The organism is Streptomyces sp. NBC_01267 (assembly GCF_036241575.1).
Lineage (GTDB): Bacteria > Actinomycetota > Actinomycetes > Streptomycetales > Streptomycetaceae > Streptomyces.
Map to the genome: position 1 here is coordinate 2,005,070 of NZ_CP108455.1, position 20,111 is coordinate 2,025,180.

Here is a 20,111-nt window from a genome sequence, read left to right on the forward strand (position 1 = left end):
CACCGGCACCGTCCACGGGTGCGGTGGCCGCGGTACGGAAGCGTGCGCGGTACGGGCGAGTGACGTACCGCGCACGCTCCCGCCAGGACATCGCGTCAGAGAGACGAATACACTGGGCCCGTGCCTCAACTACGCCTCGCACTGAATCAGATCGACTCGACCGTCGGTGACCTCACCGGAAACGCCGAGGCGATCGTCCACTGGACCCGGCACTCCGTCGAGCAGGGCGCCCACCTGGTGGCGTTCCCCGAGATGGTGCTGACCGGCTACCCCGTCGAGGACCTCGCTCTGCGGTCGTCCTTCGTCGACGCGTCCCGGGCCGCGCTGCGCGCGCTCGCCACGCGGCTCTCCGGCGAAGGGTTCGGGGAGGTCCCCGTCGTCGTCGGCTACCTCGACCGCACCGAGCAGGCCCAGCCCCGCTACGGCCAGCCCGCGGGCGCGCCGCGCAACGCCGGGGCCGTGCTGCACCGCGGGGAGGTCGCACTGACCTTCTCCAAGCACCACCTGCCGAACTACGGCGTCTTCGACGAGTTCCGCTACTTCGTCCCCGGCGAGACCCTGCCGGTGATCCGGGTGCACGGCATCGACGTCGCGCTCGCCATCTGCGAGGACCTCTGGCAGGACGGCGGCCGGGTCCCGGCCACCCGGTCCGCCGGGGCCGGGCTGCTGCTCTCCATCAACGCGTCGCCGTACGAGCGGAACAAGGACGACCAGCGGCTGGAACTGGTCCGCAAGCGGGCCCAGGAGGCCGGCTGCACCACCGCGTACGTCGCGATGACCGGCGGCCAGGACGAGCTGGTCTTCGACGGCGACTCGATCGTCGTCGACAAGAACGGTGAAGTCGTCGCGCGCGCACCGCAGTTCACCGAGGGCTGTGTGGTCCTCGACCTGGAGCTGCCCGCCGCGGGTCCGGTCCCGGCCGGTGTGGTCGACGACGGACTGCGGGTCGAGCACGTCACCCTCTCCGCCGAACCGCTCCCGGCGTACGGGACCGATGTCGCGGGCGGTTACGCGGACCGGCTGGACGACGACGAGGAGCTGTACACCGCGCTGGTCGTCGGGCTGCGTGCGTACGCCGCGAAGAACGGCTTCGGCTCGGTCCTGATCGGGCTCTCCGGCGGGATCGACTCCGCGCTCGTCGCGGCCATCGCCTGCGACGCGCTCGGCGCGAAGAACGTGTACGGCGTCTCGATGCCGTCCAAGTACTCCTCGGACCACTCCCGGGGCGACGCGGCCGAACTGGCCCGCCGTACCGGGCTGAACTTCCGGACCGTGGAGATCGCGCCGATGTTCGACGCGTACATGGACTCGCTCTCCCTCACCGGTCTCGCCGAGGAGAACCTCCAGTCGCGGCTGCGCGGCACGACGCTGATGGCGATCTCCAACCAGGAGGGCCAGATCGTGCTCGCGCCGGGCAACAAGTCCGAGCTGGCGGTGGGCTATTCGACGCTCTACGGCGACTCGGTCGGCGCGTACGGGCCGATCAAGGACGTCTACAAGACGGCCATCTTCCGGCTCGCCGAGTGGCGCAACCGGGCGGCGGCCGAGCGGGGCCAGACCCCGCCGATCCCGGAGAACTCGATCTCCAAGCCGCCCAGCGCCGAGCTGAGGCCCGGCCAGGTCGACACCGACTCGCTGCCGGACTACGAGGTGCTCGACGCGATCCTGGCGATGTACGTCGACGCCGACCAGGGCCAGGACACCATCGTCGCGGCCGGGTTCGATCCGGAACTGGTGGCGAAGACACTGCGGATGGTGGACACCGCGGAGTACAAGCGCCGTCAGTACCCGCCGGGCACCAAGATCTCGGCGAAGGGCTTCGGCAAGGACCGGCGGCTGCCGATCACGAACCGCTGGCGCGAGACGAGCTGAGCGCACGTTCCGTACGGGGGCCTTCCGCGACCACGCGGGAGGCCCCCTTCGGCGTACCGCGGTCCAGCAGGCCCGCGGTCACCGCGACGGCCAGTCCGATCACGGCGAGCGCCGCGCCCACCAGGGTCGGTGACATCCAGCCCCAGCCCGCCGCGATGGCGACGCCGCCGAGCCAGGCACCGCCCGCGTTGGCGAGGTTGAAGGCGGAGTGGTTGGAGGCGGAGGCCAGCGTCGGCGCGGAACTGGCCTTCTTCATCACCAGCATCTGCAGCGGTGTCGTGGTCATGAAACCGACCGCGCCCAGGAGCACCACGCTGACCAGCGCGGCCCACTTCACATGGACCGTGAAGTCGAACGCGACCAGGACGACGGCGAGCGCGCCCAGCGAGCCGTACACCGTGGGGCGCAGCGCCCGGTCGCTCAGCGGCCCCGCGGCCAGCGCGCCCAGCGTCATCCCGATGCCGAAGAGGGCGAGCACCAGGGTCACCGAGGACTCGGAGAAACCCATGACCTCGGTGGTGATCGAGGCGAGGTAGCTGTAGACGGCGAAGACCCCGGCGAAGCCGAAGACCGCGGTGAGCAGCCCGAGGAGCACCTGGCGGTTGCCGAGGGCGCGTACCTCGTGGCGCAGGCCCTGTCCCGCGTCGACGGGGACGTACGGGACGAGCCGGGCCAGTGCGGCCAGCGCCACCAGCCCGATCACACCGACCACGACGAAGGTGGCGCGCCAGCCGAGGTGCTGCCCGAGCAGGGTCGCGGCGGGTACGCCGACGATGTTGGCGATGGTCAGGCCGAGGAACATGGTGGCGACGGCACGGCCGCGCCTGCCCTCCTCGACCAGGCCGGAGGCGACGACCGCGCCGACCCCGAAGAACGCGCCGTGCGGCAGCCCGGCGAGTACCCGCCCGGCCAGCAGCCAGCCGAAGCCGGGGGCGAGGGCGGAGGCGAGGTTGCCGACGGTGAACAGCCCCATCAGGAGCAGCAGCATCCGCTTGCGCGGGACGCGGGAGCCGAGGGCGGTGAGGAGCGGGGCGCCGATGACGACGCCGATCGCGTAGGCGGAGACGAGGTAGCCCGCCGTGGGCACCGAGGTGCCCAGGTCGTCCGCGACGTTGGGCAGCAGGCCCATCATCACGAATTCGGTCGTGCCGATGCCGAACGCGGAAATGGCCAGCGCGAGCAGGGCCAGGGGCATGAAAGGGGGCCTTCTCTTCCGTGGGGGCGGGGAACGGGAGTCCTCAGCTTAAGTTCTCCCACGGAACAAATTCTTTCAGCCGGGTTGTTCCGGCAGGTGAACGCCGCGTTACGTGACGCGTATCTCCCAGGCGCCCTCCCGCCGCCGCGCGGTCAGAGCTTCAGGCGTGCGGCGATCGGCAGATGGTCGCTGTCCGTCCTCGGCAGCGTCCACGAGGAGACCGGGTCGGCGCCCTTGACCATGATCTGGTCGATCCGGGCCATCGGGAACTTGGCCGGCCAGCTGAAACCGAAGCCGTTGCCCGCGGCGCCCTGGGCGGAGCGCATCTGCGCGGTGACGGCGTTCAGCGAGCGGTCGTTCATCGTGCCGTTGAGGTCGCCGAGCAGCACCACGTCGTGCAGCGGCTCCTTGGCGATGGCGTGCCCCAGCGCGTCGGCGCTCTCGTCGCGCTGGGAGGCGGTGAACCCGGCGTCGATCTTGACCCGTACCGATGGGAGGTGGGCGACGTAGACCGCGACCTTTCCCTTGGGCGTGGCCACCGTCGAGCGCAGAGCGCGCACCCAGCCGAGCCGGATGTCGACCGGCTTGGTGTCGCTCATCGGGTACTTGCTCCACAGCCCGACCGTCCCCTGCACCGAGTGGTACGGGTAGGTGGCCGCCAGAGCGCTCACGTACGTCGAGACCTTGCCCGCGGCCAGTTCCTCCAGCGCGACCACGTCCGCGCCGGACGCGGCGACCTTCTTCGCGGTGCCCACCGGGTCGGGGTTCTGCGCGTTGACGTTGTGCGTGGCGACCACCAGGTCACCGCCGGTGCCCGACTTGTCGGTGAGCTGGCCGCCGAAGGCGTTGAACCAGACGATCACGGGCAGCAGGAGGGCGATCAGCGCGGTGGCGGAGCGGCGCAGCACGGCGAGGACGAGCAGTACCGGGACGCCCAGACCGAGCCAGGGCAGGAAGGTCTCGGTGAGGCTGCCGAGGTTGCCGACGGTGTTGGGGAGCTGCCCGTGGAAAAGCAGGACCAGCGTGAGCAGGACGGCCAGGACGGCGATGACGATGCCCCGCCGCCAGACACCCGGGTCTCCCCGCCAGCGTCCACCGAACAGGCGCCGGGCACCGGATCCCGGGTGCTCGGGCTCCGAGCTGCCTTGATCCGTGTCCGTGAAGTGCGCCTGCGCCATACCGTTGTCCTCGCTGCCTTGCCGTACACACCGTCCCGACCTGACCCTAGGCGATGGAACGGCACTTTCTCTGCCGTGCGGACACGGCCGTACGGTGACAAGGACGTGGCGGACGGCCCCCGGGGTTCCGGTTGTGACGGAACGCGCAAACTTCAGCCGGTCGGCTTCGCGTCCCCGGCCGGCCCCGTGCTCCCGGGCGACCCCGCACTCCCGGCCGAGCCCGTGCCACCGGGCGGCCTCAGCCCTTCCAGCACGGCGTCCACGATGCGCTCGGCAAGATCGTCTTCCAGTTCTCCGTCCGGCCGCAGCACGGAGCGCAGCAGCATCGGCCCGACGAACAGGTCGTTGATGAGTTCGGCCGTCACGTCCGAGCGGATCTCCCCCGACTCGATCCCCCGGCTCACGATCTCCGCGCCCCTCCGCCGCCGGGCCTCGACCACCGTGTCGTGGTACGCCCTCCAGAGCGCCGGGTAGCCCTGCATCTCGGCGAAGACGTTGTACAGCAGGGCCGACGAACGCTTGGCGAGGCCGCGGCTGCGCAGCGATTCGAGCATCGCGATCAGGTCGTCGCGCACCGAGGTGCCCGGGAGCTCGGCGTCGACCGGCTCGATGTCCTTCAGCACATCGATGAAGAGCTCTTCCTTGCCCCTCCACCGGCGGTAGATGGTGGCCTTGCCGACACCCGCCGTACGGGCCACCCGCTCGATCGACACCTCGGCGAGCGGGGCGCCCTCCTCCAGCAGCTTCACCACGGCTTCGACGATCGACCGTTCGACCGCCTCGGAGCGGGGCCGGCCGCGCCGGTGCTCCGGTGGATGGTTCCGCTGTTCCGTCGGGGGCACACCCGCTCCGTCTCTCACCGCACCGCTCACCGCGTGCTGCTCGTCGTAGATCCTTGCCGGTCAGTCCCCGATTGTCGCTGATGCGGGCACGGCGTCGGCAGCGCCTTCGGTGGCGGTACCGGCCTTCGGCCTGCCCGGCAGGAAGAGCACCACCACGAGCGCGCCGAGCAGCGCGACACCGGCCGAGCCGAGGGCCGTCACCTGCATGGCGTGCAGGAAGGCGGTGTCCGCCTGGCTCGCGAGGTCCTTGCCCGCGGGTCCGAGCTTGGCCGCGATGCCCAGGGTCGCCTCGATCGACTCGCCCGCCGCCTTACGGGCGCCCGGCGGTACGGCGTCGAGGTGGTCCTCGATACGGCCGCGGTAGGCGGCGGAGAGCACGGAGCCCAGTACGGCGACGCCGAGGGCCCCGCCCACCTGCCGGAAGGTGTTGTTGATCGCCGAGCCGGAACCGGCCTTCTCCCGGGGCAGCGACTGCATGATCGAGACGGTGACCGGCGGCATGATGTGCGCCATCCCGGTGCCCATGACGAAGAAGACGACCTCCATCGCCCAGATGGGGGTGTCGGTCCCGAAGAACGCGAAGCAGCCGAGCCCGGCGGCCACCAGCACCATGCCGGCCGTGCAGACGGCGCGGGCGCCGAAGCGCTGGACGACGAGCCTGGCCCGCGGCGAGAAGATCATCTGGGCCGCGGCGAGCGGCAGCAGCAGCACGCCGGACTCCAGCGCGCTGTAGCCGCGGACGCTCTGCATGTAGAAGGCGGAGAAGAAGGTGACCCCCATCAGCGCGAAGAAGACCAGCGCGATGGCGGCGACGGCGGCGGAGAACGCCGGGTTCTTGAAGTACCTGACATCGATGGCCGGGTGGGCGCTGTGCTTCTCGTACACCACGAAGCCGATCAGCACCGCGAGGCCGCCGAGGGTCGTCAGCAGGACGGACGGCGCGGTGAAGTCGGCCAGTTCGCCGCCCCGGATGATGCCGTACACCAGCAGCACCAGACCGACGACGGAGAGCCCCACGCCCACCGGGTCGATGTGGCCGGGGTCGGGGTCCTTGGAGTCGGGGACCAGCAGCACCATGGCGATCAGGGCGACGATCACCACGGGGACGTTGACCAGGAAGACCGAGCCCCACCAGAAGTGTTCGAGGAGCACGCCGCCGGTGATCGGGCCGATGGCGATGGCCAGACCGACACCGCCCGCCCAGATCCCGATGGCCTTCGGCTGTTCGTCACGCTCGAAGACGTTCATCAGTACGGCGAGGGTGGCGGGCATCACGAAAGCCCCACCGAGGCCCATCACGGCCCGGAACGCGATGAGTTCGGCCGGTGAGGTGGAGACCGCCGCGAGCACCGAGCCGATACCGAAGACCGCGAGACCGAAGAGCAGGACCCGCTTGCGGCCGATCCGGTCGCCGAGCAGGCCCGCCGTGAAGAGCAGCCCGGCGAAGACCAGCGTGTAGGAGTTGATCGCCCATTCGAGCTGGCTCTGGGTGGCCCCGAGCCCGTCGGGCGCGGGGGCGGCGATCGTCTTGACCGCGACGTTGAGGATGGAGTTGTCGAGCACCACGATCAGCAGGCTCAGCATCAGCGCGGCCAGAATCGCCCAGCGGCGGCGGTGCACGGCTTCGGATATGCGGGGCGCGGCAGCCGGCCCCGTGGGATTGGTCATGTCGAACAGATTAGAACAGTTTCGATACGGCACCGTCTCGTATCGTAAAGATTTTACCCGGAGGTCCCGGAGGGAACCAGCTGCCCACTTCCGTGGGACAGCCGTGCGATGCGACCATGGATGCGGTCCAGGGACGCCGTCAGGGCGCCTTGAGATGACGAACAGGAGCGTTGCGATGACGCGCGCGTTGAACGACCCCCAGAACGATGCCCAGAGCCCGACCGCTCCCCGGCAGCAGTCCGACAGCAGCAAGGCGCTGTACGGCGGCAGGAGCAGCCGGCGCATCACCGTCCATGACATCTCCGGCGCCAAGGAGCGCGGCGAGAAGTGGCCCATGCTCACCGCGTACGACGCGATGACCGCCTCCGTCTTCGACGAGGCGGGCATCCCGGTGATGCTCGTCGGCGACTCGATGGGCAACTGTCACCTCGGCTACGAGACCACTGTCCCGGTCACCCTCGACGAGATAACGATGCTCTCCGCCGCGGTCGTACGGGGCACCTCGCGTGCCCTGATCGTCGGCGACCTGCCGTTCGGCACGTACCAGGAGGGCCCGGTCCAGGCGCTGCGCAGCGCCATGCGGCTGGTGAAGGACGCGGGTGTGGGCGCGGTGAAGCTGGAGGGCGGCGAGCGCTCCCACCAGCAGATCGAGCTCCTCGTGCAGTCCGGTATCCCCGTCATGGGGCACATCGGGCTCACCCCGCAGTCGGTCAACTCCATGGGCTACCGGGTCCAGGGCCGCGGCGAGGAGGCCGCCCAGCAGATGCTGCGCGACGCCAAGGCCGTCCAGGACGCGGGCGCGTTCGCGGTCGTACTCGAACTCGTCCCGGCGGAGCTGGCCGCCGAGGTCACCCGCATCCTGCACATCCCGACGGTCGGTATCGGCGCCGGGCCCGAGTGCGACGCACAGGTCCTCGTCTACACCGACATGGTCGGACTGACCGGCGGCAAGGTGCCGCGCTTCACCAAGCAGTACGCGGACCTGCGCCGGACCCTGGGTGACGCGGCGAGGGAGTTCGCCGACGAGGTCGTCGGCGGGACCTTCCCGCAGGAGGCGCACACCTTCCACTAGGGTTTGGCAGGGTGACGGACAGCACCTGACCCACTGCCGCACACACCGACAGCCCGCCGACATCCCCCATCGGCGGGCTGTCGGCACTCTGTCGGCGGATTGTCAGTGACGGCTGGTCTGATGTACGGCATGACGCGAATCGACAGGAACCCCGGTAACGGCGCCCAAGCCGTACAGGTGCGGGGGCTGGTCAAGCACTACGGCGAGACCAAAGCTCTGGACGGCGTGGACCTCGATGTCCGCGAAGGCACCGTGCTCGGTGTGCTCGGCCCCAACGGCGCGGGCAAGACCACGCTCGTGCGGGTGCTCTCCACCCTGCTCCAGCCCGACTCGGGCAGCGCCACGGTGGCCGGGTACGACGTACTGACCCAGCCCCGGCAGCTGCGCCGGGTGATCGGCCTGACCGGGCAGTACGCCTCGGTCGACGAGAAGCTCTCCGGCTGGGAGAACCTCTACATGATCGGCAGGCTGCTCGACCTGTCCCGCAAGGACGCCAGGCACCGCGCGGACGAGCTGCTGGAGCGGTTCTCGCTGACCGAGGCGTCCAAGAAGGCCGCGATGCACTACTCGGGCGGGATGCGCCGCAGGCTCGACCTGGCCGCTTCGATGATCGGCAGCCCGTCGGTGCTCTTCCTCGACGAGCCGACGACCGGCCTCGACCCCCGTACCCGCAACGAGGTCTGGGACGAGGTGCAGCGGATGGTCGCGGAGGGGGCGACCGTGCTCATCACCACCCAGTACATGGAGGAGGCCGAGCAGCTCGCCAACGAGCTGACGGTCATCGACAAGGGCAGGGTCATCGCCAACGGCAAGGTGAACGAGCTGAAGGCCAAGGTGGGCGGGCGCACCCTGCAGATCCAGCCGAGCGACCCCGGACAGCTGCCCGCCATGGCACGCGCCCTGGCCGAGGCCGGCCTCGACGGTGTCGCCGGATCCCAGGCGGTGCCCGACGAGGGCCTGCTCAACGTGCCGATCCTCAGCGACGAGCAACTGACCGCGGTGGTCGGCCTGCTGGCCTCGCGCGGCTTCGGCATCACCAACATCGGTACCCATCTGCCCAGCCTGGACGAGGTGTTCCTGGCCATCACCGGCCAGAAGCCGACGGACACGCAGGACGAGACGAACACGCTGAACCAGGAGGTCACGGTATGAGCACGGCAACGATCGAGAAGCCGGCGCCCGTCACCACGGCCGCGGCGAACTCCGAGGGCCGGATCGGGCTGCGGGGCAATCTCCGGCACATCGGAGCGCTGGCGCGGCGCAACGCGCTGCAGATCAAGGCGGACCCGGAGTCGATGTTCGACGTCCTGCTGATGCCGATCATCTTCACCCTGCTGTTCGTGTTCGTCTTCGGCGGCGCCATCTCGGGCAAGGGCCACCAGACGCAGTACGTCGACTACGTCGTTCCCGGGCTGATGGCGATGATGGGCATGAACATCGCCATGGCCGTCGGCACCGGCGTCAACGACGACTTCAAGAAGGGGGTGATGGACCGGTTCCGCAGTATGCCCATCGCCCGGTCGTCCGTCCTCATCGCGAAGATCGTCGTGGAGATCGGCCGGATGCTGGTCGCCATCACGATCCTGCTGACCGTGGGCTTCATCCTGGGTCTCACCATCCACACCTCGGTGCTCTCGCTCTTCGCGGCGATCGGCCTCTCGCTGGTGTTCGGCGCCTCGCTGATGTGGATCTTCATCCTGCTCGGACTGACTTTGAAGACGGCGCAAGCCGTTCAGGGGATGGCCATGCTGGTCCTGATGCCGCTGCAGTTCGGTTCGTCGATCTTCGCCCCGCCCACCACGATGCCCGGCTGGCTCCAGGCGTTCACCGACTACAACCCGCTCTCCAACCTCGCGGACGCGGCGCGGAACCTGGTGAACGGCGGACCGGTCGCCCACTCCGTGCTGATGACGCTCGGCTGGTCGGTGGCGATCACCGCGATCACCGCGCCGCTGGCGATCCGGAAGTTCCGCAAGAAGACCTGACGGTCACGGCACGGTTCCGGGTTACTCCCCGCGTCGCTCCACCAGGGCGGTGGCCTCCTCGATCGTGAGGCCGCCGCCCTCGGCGTACGCGGTGTCGAAACCCGCGTCCCCCAGGGCGGCGCGGGCCAGCGCCTCGGCCCGCTCCCGGTTCGCGCGCTCCAGGGGCGTCAGGAAGTGACCGGCCGGCAGCTGCGCGTCTGCCACCGCGAGCAGTTGCACGGCCTCCCGGGCCCGGTCGGGTTCACCGGGGCCGGTCAACGCCCAGGCGTAGGTCGCCAGATGGGCGGCGGCCATCTGCGGCGCCACCATCTGCGACAACGGGTCGCGGGTCCGCAGGTACGCCTCACGCGCCTTGCCGAGGGCGTCGCCGTACAGTCCCACCTCGTTGTCCAGCCAGGCGATGAGGCCGAGCACGAACCCTTCGAAGACGACCAGCGCTCCCGAACTGAACCGCTCCATCAGCAGGTCGAGTTCGGCCCGTGCCTCGTCGATCCGGCCGGTGCGGCCCAGCCACATCGCGATGTACATGCGGGCCAGCGGCCAGACCTCGTGGCCCGCGCCCGGCTGGCTGTCCTCTTCCAGGATCGACCGCAGGAGCACCTCGCCCTCCTCGCCCCGGCCGGACTCCACGAGGGTGCCGGCGTACCTCGCCCGCAACACCAACACCTGCCCCTGGGCGCCGAGTTGCTCGGCGTACACCAACGCGCTGTGGTAGTCCTCGCCCGCGCGCCGGAAGTCGCCCTGCCGCTCGCGTGCCTCTCCGCGCGCCGAGAGCGCTTCGGCCGCACCCCACATGTCGCCGATCCGCGTGAAGATCTTCAGCGACTCGTCGGCATCCTGGGTGGCGTCGCCCGCCCAGTCGCTCCGGTTGGCCAGGATGTTGGCCCGCATCTGGAGCGCCATGGCCAGCTCCCAGACGTAGCCGTAGTCCCGGCAGGCCCGGACGGTCTCGTCGAGGACGGCCTTCAGCCGCTCCGCGTCACCGGCGACCACGATCGCGAAGAACCAGAGCGAACCGGGCAGCCGGCAGGTCTGCGGCAGTCCGGGCCTGTAGGCCTGCGCGACCCGGCTCAGCCGGTCGACGCTCTCCGGTGTGGTCCAGTCGTCGAACTCCTGGTCCGCCGTGGTGAGGTGGATCAGCCGTACGCCGCGCCGTGCCTCTTCGAGGAGCTCGGGCCCCATGGGCGGTGGCGCGTCGGTGCACCGCTCGTGCAGCGGCGGCGCCTGGGCGACCGGGGCCTCGAACGGGTCGGGGCCGAGTGCGGCGGTCACCTCCGACCAGTGCCTGGCATCGGCCCGCAGATCGCGCATCTGCCAGAACCAGGCCAGGGCGTGCACCAGGACCAGCGCCTCGTGTTCCGCCCGGGTGGCAACGGCGCGGCGCAGCGCGGTGCGCAGGTTCTCGTACTCGCGCTCCAGCAGGTCGATCGCCGCCCGCTGCCCGGGACCGCGCAGCCGGGCGTCGGCCAGCCGGGCCAACTCGCGGTAGTGGACGAGGTGCCGGTGCTCGGCCTCGGCGCGGTCACCGGCCTCGTCGAGCCGCTCGGCCGCGTACTCCCCCACGGTCTCCAGGAGGCGGTAGCGCATCTCGCCCTCGGCCGTGGGGGCGGCGACCACCAGGGACTTGTCGACCAGCGAACCCAGCCGGTCGAGCGCCTCGGGGCCGCAGACCTCCTCGGTGGCCGCGAGGCCGCAGCCACCGGCGAAGACGGAGAGCCTGCGCAGGACGGTGCGCTCCCCCTCGTCCAGCAGATCCCAGGACCAGTCGACGACCGCGCGCAGTGTCTGCTGGCGCGGCAGGATGGTCCGGGCGCCGCCGGTGAGCAGCCGGAAGCGGTCGTCGAGGCGGTCGGCGATCTGCCGCGGGGTGAGCATCCGCAGCCGGGCCGCGGCGAGTTCGATGGCGAGCGGCAGTCCGTCGAGGCGGCGGCAGATCTCGGCAGCGGCTGCCGGGTCGTCGTCGACGCGGAAGCCGGGGCGGGCGGCGGCGCCGCGCTCGGCCAACAGCCGCAGGGCGGACGGCTGGGGCAGTGGCTCCAGCGGGCGTACGACTTCGCCGGGCACCCCGAGCGGCTCCCGGCTGGTCGCCAGGATGGTCAACTCGGGGCAGTGTGCGAGGAGTTCGTCGGCGAGCTCGGCAGCGGCCCCGATCACGTGCTCGCAGTTGTCGAGCAGCAGCAGCATCCGGCGGCGGGAGCAGTGCTCGGCCAGCCGGGCGAGCGGGTCGTCGGACTGCCGTTCGACGGCCCGTATCTCCTCGGCGCCCGCACCGCGCAGCACCGTCTGGCGGGCGCCGAGTGCGGTGAGTACGGCCTCCGGGACGGTCTCCGGGTCGTCCACCGGAGCCAGCTCGGCCAGCCACACCCCGTCGGGCCAGGTCCCGGCAGCGGCCTCGGCGGCCTCCTGCGACAGCCGGGTCTTCCCGGCCCCGCCGGGGCCGAGGAGCGTCACCAGCCGGGCCCGCCCGAGGTCGCCTCGGAGGGCGTCGATGTCGCTCTCGCGGCCGACGAAACTGGTGAGCCGGGCACGGAGGTTACCGGGGGGCCGTACGCCGACGGCCGGGGTGGCGGGCGCGTCCCCGCCGGGTCCGGACCGCTGCCGGACGGACTGCTGACCGGCGCTCGGGTGCTGGACGGTCGGCGGCTGAGCGGTCGAGGCTTGAGCGGTCGAGGTCCGGGCAGTCAGGTCCGGGGACGTCCGGTGGGCGGCCGGGTGCGGGGCGGCCGGGTGTGGGGCGGCCGGGTGTGGGGCGGCCGGCTGCGGCGCGAGCAATTCCGCGTGCAGCGACCGCAGTTCGGGCCCCGGATCGGCGCCGAGCCGGTCGGCGAGGTCACGCCGTACCTCCTCGTACGCGGCGAGCGCCTGCGCGGCCCGCCCGGCGTCCCGCAGCGCCCGGATCCGCAGCGCCTGCAAGGGTTCGTCGATCGGATGGCCGCCGCAGAGCGCGGCCAGCTCGGGCAGCGTCTCCTCGGCCCGCCCCAGCGCCAGCGCCGCGGTCAACGCGACCCGGCGGGCGTCCAGGTGCCGGGCCTCCCAGCGGGCCGCCTCGGCCGTGCGGTCCGGGAGGTCGGCGAGGACCGCGCCCCGCCACAGCGCCAGCGCGTCCGCCAGCAGGCCCGCGGCCTTCGCCGGGTCGCCCTCGTCCAGTGCTCTGGCGCCCTCCCCCGCGAGCCGGTCGAAGCGGTACAGGTCGACGTCGTCGGCCTCGGCGCAGAGCCGGTAGCCGCCGTCCACCGAGGCGACGGCGGAGTGCCCGAGGGTGCGCCGCAGCCGGGCGACGAGCGCCTGGAGCGCGCCGCTGGCATCGGCGGGCGGCTCATCGCCCCACACCTCGTCGACGAGGACGCCGGAGGGCACGGTCCGGCCGACGCGCAGCGCCAGTACGGTGAGGAGCGCACGCAGCCGCGCCCCGCCGAGGGTGACGGCCGTGCCGTCGTCGCGGAGCGCCTGGGTGGTGGTGAGGATCCGATAGCGCACGTGCCCATTCTCCGTTACGTCGCCCACGGCAGCCCGCCCGGTCTCTCCGGTCCGGCACTGCTCCCGGCATCCGGCCCGGCCGTATCGCCGGTCCCGCCGTCCTGGTACCGGTTCTGCCACACAGTCATGGGCCTACCCTGCACGGAACTCCCCTCCGTCTGCGAGACGTTTACCGCGTGTCACCTGTACCGTCGGGCACTTCAGCACCGCCCCTCGCACTCGCGGCCCGACGCACCAGGAGCTCCGCCGATGACCACCGCCCACACGCACCACAGCGAACGGCGGATCAGCCCCGTCTTCCTCGGCATCGTCGCCGTCATGGCGGCCACGGGCTGGGCCGTGTGGGCCGACTACGCGAAGGTTCCCGGGTTCGCCGTGTTCCTCTTCGTGACCTCCGCGTGGGTGGTCTCGCTCTGTCTGCACGAGTACGCGCACGCCCGCAGCGCCCTGCACAGCGGCGACATCTCGGTGGGCGCGAAGGGCTATCTCACCCTCAACCCGCTGAAGTACACGCACGCGGTGCTGTCCATCGTGCTGCCGCTGGTCTTCCTGATCCTGGGCGGCATCGGGCTGCCGGGTGGGGCGGTCTTCATCGAGCGGGGCCGGATCAGGGGACGCTGGCGGCACAGTCTGATCTCCGCCGCGGGCCCGCTGACGAACGTCCTGTTCGCGTTCGTCTGCACCGCCCCGTTCTGGCTGCACGCGCTGGACGGCGTCCCGCCGATGTTCCGCTACGCGCTGGGCTTCCTCGGGCTGCTCCAGTTCACCGCCGCGATCCTGAACTTCCTGCCCGTGCCGGGGCTCGACGGGTACGGCGTGATCGAGCCGTGGCTCTCGTACGGGATCCGCCGCCAGGTCGAGCCGTTCGGGCAGATCGGGCTGCTGGCGGTCTTCGCGCTGCTGTGGATCCCGTCGGTGAACCATGTGTTCTTCGACATGATCGACGCGATTCTGCGCGGTGTCGGGGTCAGCAACCAGGACTCTTACTGCGGTCAGCAGTTCTACCGGTTCTGGCTGGGCAAGCCGGACCCGTTCTTCTGCCCGACGGGGTCGTGAAGCCGACGGGGTCGTGAAGCCGAAGGGGTCGTGAAGCCGAAGGGGTCGTGAAGTCGCCGGGGTCGTGGCGCCGCCGCGTCCGGTCGGTTCGTCGGGCCGGCGTCGGGCCGACGTGCCCGGTCAGTCCGTGACGGGTGCGCCCGCGGCCTTGCCGACCCGGTCCTTGCGCAGGTAGTACCAGGCCATGTTCGACGAGAGCCCGGCCAGCAGGACCCAGACGATCCCGATGAAATTGCCCTGGACGAAGGACACCACGGCCGCGATCACGGCGAGGGCACAGACGACGAGGGCGTACACAGCGAGGCGGGGCATGGGGGTCGGCTCCTGTCCGGAAGGTCAGTATCTGCTCCCGCCCAGTGTCCCCCATGCCCCCTTCGCACTCACACGTCGGTCGGCCGCCGGTCACACATCGGTGATGCGCAGCCCCGCGTGTGCCTTGTAGCGGCGGTTGACGGAGATCAGGTTGGCCACCAGCGACTCGACCTGGTGGGCGTTGCGCAGCCGCCCGGCGAAGACCCCGCGCATCCCGGGAATCCGCCCGGCCAGGGCCTGCACGATCTCGACGTCGGCCCGCTCCTCACCCAGCACCATCACATCGGTGTCGATCTCGGCGGTCTCCGGGTCCAGGAGCAGCACGGCGGACAAGTGGTGGAAGGCGGCGGCCACCCGCGAGTCCGGCAGCAGGGCGGCGGCCTGCTCGGCGGCGCTGCCCTCCTCGGGCTTCAGGGCGTACGCACCCTTCTTGTCGAAGCCGAGCGGGTTCACGCAGTCGACGACGAGCTTGCCGCTCAGTTCCTCCCGCAGCGACTCCAGTGTCTTGGCGTGCCCGTCCCACGGCACGGCCACGATCACCACGTCGCTACGGCTCGCGCAGTCGGCGTTGGCGGCGCCCTCGACGCCGAGCCCGAGCTCGTCGGCGGCGGTCTGCGCCCGCTCGGCGGCCCTGGACCCGATGATCACCCGCTGGCCCGCCCTGGCCAGCCGGTAGGCGAGCCCACGGCCCTGGTCGCCGGTCCCGCCGAGGACCCCGACGACCAGGTCTGACACGTCGGGGAGGTCCCAGGGGTCCTTGGCTGCGGGCTTCTGTGCACTGTCGGTAGAAGTCATGGGCTGACCCTAGCTTCAGGCCCGACAGGACCAACAGATCCACCTGCCCCATGGTTGTCCGCTCCGCTCCCGCACGCCACTGGCGCAGGCCCGTCCTTCACAGGTTGCGGTAGATGTCCCGGCGATTTCCGATCTTGATGACGAGAATGATCAGTTGCCCGTCATCGACCGTGTAGGCCACGCGAAAGTCACCCACCCGCAAACGGTAGATGCCGTGCTGGTCGGTGAGCTTCTTGATGTCGGCATCAGCGCGGTAGGGATCGTCACCGAGGCGCGTCAGCGCCGCGAGAATGCGCATGGCGCCGGGCTGGTCGATACCACGCAGATCACGCCTGGCCCGCTCGGTGAAACGGAAGGTGTACTTCACGCGGCACCCTCGGCGCTGCCGAAGATGTCGGCGAGCACCTCGGCCATTCCCACAGTCGGCTCACCGAGGTGCTGCACGGCCTCCCGCGCGAGCAACTGATCCGCGGCGTCTTCAAGGGCGCTGTACGCCTCGAACGGGACGACGGCCGCGACGGGCACCCCGGCCCGGCTGATCACGGTAGGAGTGCCCTCCTGGGCGGCATCAAGGATCCGGGCGAGCTGGGCACGGGCTTCACGAACGGAGACGGATTCATCCATGCGCCAAGTGTACGCGCTCGCGTGTACACACTCCAGAACGTGAGAAGCCCTGTCGAGCGCCGGCATCTGGGAGATCCCACCTCCCGGACGGGTGATTCACCGCCAACTCGCCTTCTCGGCGCAGCGGATGCGGCAGGATCCCGCCCCATGGATGCCGTACGCGTGGCGCTGCTGAGGGAAGTCCTGGCCGGGACGGAGTGGCCGCGGGCCACCCGGAGGTTCGCCGCCGCGCTGCGGTCGTCCGTCGTGCCGCACGGCGGCGGGCTGTTGCTCGTGGGGACCGAGCAGTACGAGCCGTGGCACCTGGCCGCACATCTCGTCGACGAGGCCGCCTGGTCGGGGCTGCCCGAGCTGGCCCCCACGCTCGTACGCCACCGGGTCGAGGCCGGGGAGCCCGCGCACCTCTCCGTCGGGCTGGGGCGGATCGAGGCGGCCGGGCGGGGGGAGACGCTGCTCGTGGTGGCCCCGCGGTCGCCCGGCGAGGCGCTGCTGGAGCGGGTGCACGGTGCGCGGCGGGCCGGGGCGACCGTGCTGTCGCTCGACGGCGGGGACACCGAGGTCCGTGGGCTCGCCCACGAGACGCTCGCGGTGACCGAGGAGGACGAGGTCGATCTGGACACCGTGCAGCACCTGGTCAGCGCGGCGGCCGGGGAGAACAGCCTGCCGGTGCAGCGCGGGACGTCGCGCTTCCGGGACCGGTTGTCGCGGCTGGCCGACCAGTTGACCGCGCCCCCGCCGAGCCGCTGGTAATCGGGTTGCGCCCGGGAACCGCCGGCCCGAGCATGACCTTTCGTGGCTCCACGCATGCGGCTCGGCGCGATACTCCCCGATCTCACCCCCTGGCGCTCCTCCCGGGAGTTCCGGCTGCTCTGGGTACAGGGTCTGATCACCTTCTTCGGCAGTTCCATGGCGATGATCGCGCTGCCGCTCCAGATCAAGGACCTGACCGGTTCCCCGGCCGCGGTGGGGGCGATGGGGGCGGTCGAACTGGTGCCGCTGGTGGTCTTCGGGCTGTACGGCGGGGCGCTCGCCGACGCCGTCGACCGGCGCAGGGTCATCCTCGGCACCGAGGCCGGGCTCGGGCTGCTCGCCGTGCTGCTGCTGGCCAACTCCCTGTTCGGGCGGCCGATGCTGTGGCCGCTGTACGTCGTCGCCGCCGGGGTGTCGGCGCTCGCCGGACTCCAGCGTCCGGCACTGGACTCCCTGATGGCGCGGATCGTCCCGCACGACCAGCTCACCGCCGCCGCCGCGCTGAACGCGCTGCGCTGGCAGACCGGTGCGATCGCGGGACCGGCGCTGGCGGGGGTGGTCGTCGCGTACGCCGGGTACCCCACCGCGTACGGCGTCACCGTGCTCGGTTTCGTCGTCTCGGTCGCGATGTGCACGCGGCTCTCCCCCGCCCCGCCGTCGCGCGACGCCGAAAAGCCCTCGCTGCGCGGCATCGCGGAGGGCGCGCGGTACGCGTGGAGCAGGCCGGTGCTGCTCGGGACGTACGCCGTCGACCTGGCCGCGATGTTCTTCGCCTACCCGAACACGATCTTCCCGTTCCTCGCCGACGACCTGCACGCCGAGTGGGCCCTGGGGCTGATGTACGCGGCGGGGTCGGTGGGGTCCGTCCTGCTGAGCCTGACCAGCGGCTGGACCTCGCGGGTGCGGCGGCACGGGCTCTTCGTGGTGTTCGGGGCTGCCGGATGGGGTGCGGCGATGGTGGCGGCGGGCTGGTTCGCGAACGTCTGGCTGGTGCTGCTCTGCCTCGCCTTCGCGGGCGCGGGCGACATGCTCAGCGGGCTCGGCCGCTCCACGATCTGGAACCAGACCATCCCGGAGGAGCTGCGCGGCAGGCTCGCGGGCATCGAGGTGCTCTCGTACAGCGTCGGACCCCAGCTCGGCCAGGTGAGGGCCGGCGCGCTGGCCGGGTGGACCGGGACCAGGACCGCGGTCTGGAGCGGCGGGCTCGCGTGCGTCGCCTCGGTGGGGCTGCTCGCAGCCGTGCTCCCGAAGCTGGTCACGTACGACGCGACGACGGACGAGGACGCGCAGCTGCGCCGCGCTCACAAGGAGGCGGCGACGGCTGCGGCGGTGGGCTGATCAGGTCTCTTCGTCGGTGGCTTCGCCCTTGTCGTGCCACTTGGGGTCGGTCTCCCACTCCAGGTTGCGCTCGGCCGCCGTCTCCATGGCGTGCGTCGCCTCCTCGCGGGTGGCGTACGGACCGAAGCGGTCCTTCGCCGGGCACTCCGGCCCCTCTTCGACCTTTTTGTGCTGGATGCAGTAGTACCACTCGCCCGGCTTCGCTGCCGCACGCTTCTTGAACAAAGCCATGGTCGGCTCCTCTCTCATACACTCGCTGGCATGTCTGGCCAGTCACTTCTCGTACCAGGGGAGCTCTCTCCCACCCGTTCCGTACCCGGAAACATCCGGCGTCCCGAGTACGTGGGCAAGCCCGCGCCGACGCCGTACACCGGACCGGAAGTCCAGAACGCCGACACCGTGGAGCGGATGCGCGTCGCGGGCCGTATCGCCGCCCGGGCGATGGCGGAGGCCGCCAAGCACATCGTGCCCGGTGTGACGACGGACGAACTCGACCGGGTCGCCCATGAGTTCATGTGCGACCACGGGGCCTATCCGTCGACGCTCGGCTACCGCGGGTTCAAGAAGTCGCTCTGCACCTCGGTCAACGAAGTCATCTGTCACGGGATTCCGGATTCCACCGTGCTGCGGGACGGCGACATCGTGAATCTGGACGTCACCGCGTACATCAACGGCGTGCACGGCGACAACAACGCCACCTACCTCTGCGGGGACGTCGACGAGGAGTCGCGGCTGCTGGTCGAGCGGACCCGGGAGTCCCTCGACCGCGCCGTCAAGGCGGTGAAGCCCGGCCGCCAGATCAACATCATCGGGCGGGTCATCGAGTCGTACGCGAAGCGCTTCGGCTACGGGGTCGTACGGGACTTCACCGGTCACGGCATCAGCACCTCCTTCCACTCCGGGCTGATCGTCCCGCACTACGACAGCCCGTACGCGAAGGAACTGATCAAGCCGGGAATGACCTTCACGATCGAGCCGATGCTCACGCTCGGGTCCCACGACTACGACATGTGGGACGACGGCTGGACGGTGGTCACCAAGGACCGGAAGCGGACCGCGCAGTTCGAGCACACGCTGGTGGTGACGGACACGGGGGCGGAGATCCTGACGCTCCCCTGACCGGACACCGGGGCCGCGCGCCGAGAGGTTACGTACGGGCGGGTACTGGGTAGCGTTTTACCGACAGGTCGTCGGGAACGTATTGACTTAGGTAAGCCTAAGTCGGAGGATCTACTCAGGTTCCCCGCCCGCTCCGGCTCTCTGGAGGTCCGTCATGGACGCCTTCTCGACGCTCATCCGCACCGCCTCGCACGAGCAGCACGCCGAGGCCCAGTCCCCGACGTTCATGAGGGACCTGTTGAACGGCCGGCTCGGGGTGGAGGCGTACGCGCGCTACACCGAGCAGCTGTGGTTCGTGTACCGGGCCCTGGAGGAGGGCGCGGAGAAGCTCGCGTCGGACCAGGTCGCCGGGCCGTTCATCCAGCCGGAGCTGATGCGTACGGCCGAGCTGGAGCGGGATCTGGCGCATCTGCGCGGCGACGGCTGGCGTGCGGGTGCGACGCCGCTGCCCGCCACCGCGGCGTACGCGGAGCGGGTGGCGCACTGCGCGAACGCCTGGCCCGCCGGGTACGTGGCGCACCACTACACCCGCTACCTCGGCGACCTCTCCGGCGGCCAGATCATCCGCGACACGGCGGAGAAGACCTGGGGCTTCGCGCGCAAGGGCGACGGTGTGCGGTTCTACGTCTTCGAGGAGATCCCCAACCCCGCCGCCTTCAAGCGGGGTTACCGGGACCTGCTGGACGCGGTGGACGCGGACGATCTGGAGAAGCGCCGGATCGTGGACGAGTGCAAGCGGGCCTTCGCGCTGAACATCCAGGTCTTCCGGGAGCTGGGGCAGGAGTTCCCGATCAGCGCGTAGGGCCTGTCCGGTCGGTCTTGTCGGGT

General features: G+C 70.8%; 19 protein-coding genes. 9 read left to right on the top strand and 10 right to left on the bottom strand.

The annotated features are described in order from the left end of the window. Positions 1-120 precede the first annotated feature (120 nt). Entirely contained in the window at positions 121-1,872 is a 1,752-nt protein-coding gene (locus tag OG709_RS09190; protein ID WP_266643463.1) for an NAD+ synthase, read from the top strand. Here OG709_RS09190 and OG709_RS09195 read toward each other — a convergent pair. The 4 genes from OG709_RS09195 to OG709_RS09210 form a co-directional block, all read right to left on the bottom strand. After that, a complete protein-coding gene (locus tag OG709_RS09195) occupies positions 1,844-3,067 on the bottom strand; it encodes an MFS transporter (protein ID WP_250304446.1) in 1,224 nt (407 codons plus the stop codon). The genes OG709_RS09190 and OG709_RS09195 overlap by 29 nt on opposite strands. A gap of 152 nt (positions 3,068-3,219) precedes the next feature. After that, on the bottom strand, positions 3,220-4,245 hold the full coding sequence (locus tag OG709_RS09200; protein ID WP_250304443.1) for an endonuclease/exonuclease/phosphatase family protein: 1,026 nt from the start codon (positions 4,243-4,245) through the stop codon (positions 3,220-3,222). Between the two features lie 152 nt (positions 4,246-4,397). Beyond that, positions 4,398-5,087 carry a TetR/AcrR family transcriptional regulator gene (locus OG709_RS09205; RefSeq protein WP_250304441.1) on the bottom strand — a complete coding sequence of 230 codons (690 nt, stop codon included), beginning with the start codon at positions 5,085-5,087 and terminating at the stop codon, positions 4,398-4,400. A 60-nt stretch (positions 5,088-5,147) separates the two neighbouring features. Beyond that, a complete protein-coding gene (locus tag OG709_RS09210) occupies positions 5,148-6,755 on the bottom strand; it encodes an MFS transporter (RefSeq protein WP_250304439.1) in 1,608 nt (535 codons plus the stop codon). Between the two features lie 175 nt (positions 6,756-6,930). Between OG709_RS09210 and panB the strand changes: the two genes are divergently transcribed. The 3 genes from panB to OG709_RS09225 all read left to right on the top strand — a co-directional run bounded on the left by panB (position 6,931) and on the right by OG709_RS09225 (position 9,812). After that, positions 6,931-7,827: a 3-methyl-2-oxobutanoate hydroxymethyltransferase gene (gene panB, locus OG709_RS09215; RefSeq protein ID WP_250304437.1), complete on the top strand. Its 897-nt coding sequence runs from the start codon at positions 6,931-6,933 to the stop codon at positions 7,825-7,827. 120 nt (positions 7,828-7,947) lie between these two features. After that, the gene (locus tag OG709_RS09220) at positions 7,948-8,979 is read left to right on the top strand and encodes an ATP-binding cassette domain-containing protein (protein ID WP_250304635.1); all 1,032 of its coding nucleotides are present in this window, start codon (positions 7,948-7,950) and stop codon (positions 8,977-8,979) included. Beyond that, complete coding sequence (locus OG709_RS09225; protein ID WP_250304436.1) at positions 8,976-9,812, top strand: ABC transporter permease; 837 nt, start codon at positions 8,976-8,978, stop codon at positions 9,810-9,812. The genes OG709_RS09220 and OG709_RS09225 overlap by 4 nt, the downstream gene beginning before the upstream one ends. 21 nt (positions 9,813-9,833) lie before the next feature. On the opposite strand, the gene OG709_RS09230 is transcribed toward OG709_RS09225, so the two are convergent. Next, entirely contained in the window at positions 9,834-13,289 is a 3,456-nt protein-coding gene (locus OG709_RS09230) for an AfsR/SARP family transcriptional regulator (RefSeq protein WP_329165557.1), read from the bottom strand. 249 nt (positions 13,290-13,538) lie between these two features. On the opposite strand from OG709_RS09230, the gene OG709_RS09235 reads away from it, so the two are divergent. After that, positions 13,539-14,345, top strand: coding sequence for a site-2 protease family protein (locus OG709_RS09235; RefSeq protein WP_250304432.1), 807 nt, complete (start codon positions 13,539-13,541; stop codon positions 14,343-14,345). 120 nt (positions 14,346-14,465) lie between these two features. Here the strand turns inward: OG709_RS09235 and OG709_RS09240 are convergent, their stop codons facing one another. The 4 genes from OG709_RS09240 to OG709_RS09255 all read right to left on the bottom strand — a co-directional run bounded on the left by OG709_RS09240 (position 14,466) and on the right by OG709_RS09255 (position 16,076). Next, on the bottom strand, positions 14,466-14,657 hold the full coding sequence (locus OG709_RS09240; RefSeq protein WP_250304430.1) for a hypothetical protein: 192 nt from the start codon (positions 14,655-14,657) through the stop codon (positions 14,466-14,468). 90 nt (positions 14,658-14,747) lie between these two features. Then, positions 14,748-15,452: an NADPH-dependent F420 reductase gene (gene npdG, locus OG709_RS09245; RefSeq protein ID WP_266643455.1), complete on the bottom strand. Its 705-nt coding sequence runs from the start codon at positions 15,450-15,452 to the stop codon at positions 14,748-14,750. A gap of 97 nt (positions 15,453-15,549) precedes the next feature. Next, entirely contained in the window at positions 15,550-15,819 is a 270-nt protein-coding gene (locus OG709_RS09250) for a type II toxin-antitoxin system RelE family toxin (protein WP_250304426.1), read from the bottom strand. Beyond that, positions 15,816-16,076, bottom strand: coding sequence for a type II toxin-antitoxin system Phd/YefM family antitoxin (locus OG709_RS09255; protein ID WP_250304424.1), 261 nt, complete (start codon positions 16,074-16,076; stop codon positions 15,816-15,818). The genes OG709_RS09250 and OG709_RS09255 overlap by 4 nt, the downstream gene beginning before the upstream one ends. A gap of 147 nt (positions 16,077-16,223) precedes the next feature. On the opposite strand from OG709_RS09255, the gene OG709_RS09260 reads away from it, so the two are divergent. Both OG709_RS09260 and OG709_RS09265 read left to right on the top strand, forming a co-directional pair. Continuing rightward, positions 16,224-16,826 (top strand): hypothetical protein, encoded by a 603-nt coding sequence (locus tag OG709_RS09260; protein ID WP_250304423.1) that lies wholly within the window; start codon positions 16,224-16,226, stop codon positions 16,824-16,826. Positions 16,827-16,880: 54 nt separating this feature from the next. Continuing rightward, complete coding sequence (locus tag OG709_RS09265) at positions 16,881-18,164, top strand: MFS transporter (protein ID WP_329169081.1); 1,284 nt, start codon at positions 16,881-16,883, stop codon at positions 18,162-18,164. Here the strand turns inward: OG709_RS09265 and OG709_RS09270 are convergent, their stop codons facing one another. Then, positions 18,165-18,395, bottom strand: a complete 231-nt coding sequence (locus OG709_RS09270; protein WP_250304420.1) for a hypothetical protein — start codon at positions 18,393-18,395, stop codon at positions 18,165-18,167. Between the two features lie 30 nt (positions 18,396-18,425). Between OG709_RS09270 and map the strand changes: the two genes are divergently transcribed. After that, a complete protein-coding gene (gene map / locus OG709_RS09275) occupies positions 18,426-19,283 on the top strand; it encodes a type I methionyl aminopeptidase (RefSeq protein ID WP_250304418.1) in 858 nt (285 codons plus the stop codon). Positions 19,284-19,437: 154 nt separating this feature from the next. Further along, a complete protein-coding gene (locus OG709_RS09280; RefSeq protein WP_266643453.1) occupies positions 19,438-20,085 on the top strand; it encodes a biliverdin-producing heme oxygenase in 648 nt (215 codons plus the stop codon). Positions 20,086-20,111: the final 26 nt, after the last annotated feature.